The organism is Chamaesiphon sp. OTE_75_metabat_556 (assembly GCF_031378165.1).
GTDB lineage: Bacteria > Cyanobacteriota > Cyanobacteriia > Cyanobacteriales > Chamaesiphonaceae > Chamaesiphon.
On sequence record NZ_JANNDR010000151.1, the window covers coordinates 1 to 3,986 of the forward strand.

The 3,986-nt window shown below is 45.8% G+C and carries 3 protein-coding genes; all 3 read right to left on the bottom strand.

All coding sequences use genetic code 11. The features are described from left to right. Positions 1–941: nitrate ABC transporter ATP-binding protein (locus tag RMO27_RS06430; RefSeq protein WP_309730715.1), on the bottom strand; the 941-nt coding region annotated here is incomplete at its 3' end. A 154-nt stretch (positions 942–1,095) separates the two neighbouring features. Beyond that, positions 1,096–1,929 (bottom strand): nitrate ABC transporter permease, encoded by an 834-nt coding sequence (ntrB, locus tag RMO27_RS06435; protein ID WP_396133628.1) that lies wholly within the window; start codon positions 1,927–1,929, stop codon positions 1,096–1,098. A gap of 142 nt (positions 1,930–2,071) precedes the next feature. Then, entirely contained in the window at positions 2,072–3,421 is a 1,350-nt protein-coding gene (locus RMO27_RS06440; protein WP_309730717.1) for a CmpA/NrtA family ABC transporter substrate-binding protein, read from the bottom strand. Positions 3,422–3,986: the final 565 nt, after the last annotated feature.

A 3,986-nucleotide genomic window follows, 5' to 3' on the forward strand; every position in this document is an offset into this window, starting at 1 on the left:
GAGGCTTGTTCTAAACCGTGTTTGACAAAGAAGCCTTTTTCTTTGGCAATAATCATCGGCGCACATGCCGTTAAGGGTACAAAACCCAGTTGCAAGTTAACTTTTTCTAACCCGTGAGCGGCAACGTTTTGAACTTTCTGCGCCCGCATTTTTTTGACTTGCTTCTGCTGGTTGAGAAAGTAAATAATCTCGCTGCGGAGCTGATAGTAACTCGGATGTTTAACAGCTTCCAAACGCTTGCGTGGGCGAGGAATATCGACATCTAAAATCGAGCCAATTTTAGAAGCTGGGCCATTGGTGAGCATCACCACTCGATCGCTCATCAGTACAGCTTCATCGACTTCATGCGTCACCATCAACGCCGAAATGTTATTATCTTCGCAAATTTTAACTAGCTGTTCTTGCAATTTACCCCGCGTCAGGGCATCGAGTACACCAAAGGGTTCGTCTAGTAGTAACAAGCGCGGTTGCACGGCTAGGGCGCGGGCGATCGCTACCCGTTGGCGCATCCCCCCAGACATTTCACTGGGATATTTGTCGATCTCTTTAGAGAGTCCGACGACATCGACATAGTGTTCGACGATTTCTTTCCGCTCTTGAGCAGTCTTTTCAGTCAGAACTTCATCAACCGCAAAAGCGACATTTTCCCGCACTGTCATCCACGGTAATAGTGAATAGTTCTGGAAAACTACGATTCGATCGGGACCAGGTTTGGTAATCGTTAATCCTTCTAGTGAAACTACTCCTTCTGTCGCCAAATCCAAGCCCGCAATCATATTTAGCAGGGTGGATTTGCCACAGCCTGAGTGACCGATCAGCGCAATAAATTCACCGCGTCTGATTTGGAGATCGATACCGCGTAGGGCGATATATTCTTTCCCACCACCGAGCGGGAAGGTTTTTCCCGCATCTTGAATATTAACTAATTCGACTGTTGACATGGCAGTTTATAAATTTTGAATTTTATGTAGGGTGCGTTACCCTTGCGGGATAACACACCAAATTTTATGATTGTGATGGGATGGTGCGTTACGCTCCGCATTCGCGTAGCGTCTGCGACAGCAGGGTAACACACCCTACACATCTTTTAATGAATTACTGTTTGACGATTTTATTCTGCAACCAAGACATTGCAGTATCGAGCAATAAACCAACCGCACCAATCCAAACCAATGCGAGAATAACTTCGCTAATGTAGTTATTTTGATAAGCTTCCCAGATAAAGAAACCAATCCCGACGATACCGGACATCACGATTTCAGCGGCGATAATTGCCAACCAAGCTAAACTAATTGCCACGCGCAAACCAGTAAAAATGTAAGGTAGTGCGGAGGGGAGCAAAATTTTGAAGAAGTATTTTTGCTTGGAAGCTTGGACGACTTTGGAAACATTAATGTAGTCTTGGGGGATTTGTTTGACACCAACTGCGGTATTAATTAAAATCGGCCAAACTGCGGTAATAAAGATGACGAATAAAGCAGCGGGTTCGTTTTTGTTTAATGCAGCGAGGGAAATCGGTACCCAAGCCAAAGGGGGAACAGTTCTTAAAAATAGGAACAAAGGATCGAGTGCGCGGGAGAGCATTTCACTAGTGCCGATCGCAATGCCGAGCGAAATTCCGACGATCGCGGCTAATGTATAACTAATCCCCACCCGTTGCAAGCTCGCCCAAGTCTGCCAGAACATCCCTTTATCGATACCGCCGCGATCGTAAAAAGGATATTTTACTAATTCAAAAGTTCGCGCATCGGTAATTAGGCTCGAAGGGCCAGGTAAGAGGGTAATTCCCGAAGCCGATAATGCTTCCCATAAAGCTAAGAAAGTAAAAATTGCGATCGCTGGTGGTAGGACATATTTCTTGAAGCTTTTGACAGATATTTCCATATTGCCAATCCGAAATACTGATGATTTACGTATGCCAGTTGTCATAATGATGCTCCAAAATTAATTGAGAGTTGAGAATTGCGGATGCGCGCTCGTCGGGTTCCCCGACGGTTTAGCGCACCAAGCAGAGAATTGAGAATTGCGGTTCTAGAACTTGATAATTATTAATTAATAATCATTAATTAATTTAAGCCTTCATCGTTTTGATTTTCAAACTATCTAAATAGGCTTTTGGCTTGGCAGGATCGAACTCGGCACCATCAAAGAATTTTTCGATGCCGCGAGAAGTAGATGGTGGAATATCTGCGCTGGCAATGCCCAATTCTTGAGCGGCCTCTCGCCAAAACTTCTCACCACTCACTGCATTAATCACTCGATCGGCTTCGCCCATGAAACCTTGAGGTAAAAAGCCCCAGCGGACGCTTTCAGTCAAGAACCACAAATCGTGACTCTTGTAAGGGTAAGAAACGCTGCCGCGCGCATCTTTCCAGTAGCGAATTGCTAACTTTTCATCCTTAACTGTTTTGCGATCGGAGCCAAGTACATACTCACCCGTGTAGGGGCCGATTAATAGATCGCTGGGAACGTTAAAGTATTTACGTTGCCCTAAAATAGCCGCCATTTCTGCTCTATTTTTGGGGTCATCGCACCACATTTGGGCTTCCATAATTCCTTTGAGAATTGCCTTGGCAGCTTTAGGATTTTTCCGCACCCAATCTTCGCGCATAGCAAAGTACTCTTCTGGGTGTGCTGGCCAAATTTGAGCTGTGAGAACTGCTAAAAATCCATACTTGCGCTTATCGCGGAGAATCCGCGACGGCCAAGGATCGCCAGTACTGAATCCATCCATCGAACCAGTCCGCATACTCGCTACCGTTTGGGCTGCGGGTACGGCAATCAGATCGATATCTTTAGTCGGATCGATCCCGCCTGCACCCAGCCAATAGCGAATCCAAAAATCTTGATTGACGCGGGGGAAGGTATAAGCAGCTTTGAAGGGTTTGCCGTCAGCTTTCATTTCCCTAACGTATTCTGCCGCCTTCGATACATCTAGATCGAAACCCTTACCAGCATGTTGGGCCGCGATCGCAATCCCATTGCCTTGGGTGCTCAACTGCGCCATCGACAACATCGGAATTTTGCGATTGCCCTTGGTAATAATCCCTTCGGAAATCAACTGCGGCATGGGCATCTGCCATTGTCCGCCATCGATCCCACCGTTAACTGAGCCGATTTCAATATTGTCTCGCGCCGAACCCCAAGAGGCTTGCTTCGATACATCCACATCTGTCATACCGTGGCGAGCGAAAAAACCTTTTTCCCTAGCAATAATCAATGGTGCTGATTCGGCGATCGCAATGTAGCCCAGTTTGACAGCAGTCGTCTCTGGGGTAGTTGTCGAACTGAGAGTCAGTGCTTGTGCCTTGGGAGATAAGGAGTCTGGGGAAGGTGGGTTAATGGCGCAACCTTTGAGCAGGGTTGCGCCACCAGCGGCACCAGCCGCCAGCAAAAAGTGCCGACGTGAGAGATGTTGCATGGGTTTTTAAAGTGGGTATCTAAAAGTTGAGGAGATTTTAGGATCGATAACTGGAATTGACAAAATCAATGATTTAGTTAAATACCATAGAAAAAATCATTACACATCTCTATTGTATTTGTCAATACATCGCGACCAGATAAATCTGTAAAATATACCGATCGATCTCCTACAGTCTCAGCCATTGCGTGACAAGGCATTTCCCTACTCAAAGCTCAGTCGATCTCCACGGAGCATCGCATAGATATAAATAATTGTAAATGATCATATCGATAGAAGAAGTCTATGTGAACGACTGAGGTTGATCGGCTTTAAAATAGGTAAATTAAATTTTAAATGTTATGATAATAGAAACTATCTATTCAAAGAAATCGACTACCGCTAAAGCATGATGAAAAGAGGGTAGAGGGTCGTAGTGGACAGGACGCTTGCGTCCTCATACTGCCTACTCCCTCCCCTCTACCCTCTACTCCCTACCCTCTACCCACCCCGCCACATAACTGTGAAACAAGCCACAAACCATCAGTTACATGTGTTAGAGGCGATTGCGCGGCACAACAGTTTC

What these genes read in the sequence shown, in the direction of transcription:
- RMO27_RS06440 (WP_309730717.1), bottom strand. Translation starts at nt 3,421, where the DNA reads ATGCAACATCTCTCACGTCGGCACTTTTTGCTGGCGGCTGGTGCCGCT.
- ntrB (WP_396133628.1), bottom strand. Translation starts at nt 1,929, where the DNA reads ATGACAACTGGCATACGTAAATCATCAGTATTTCGGATTGGCAATATG.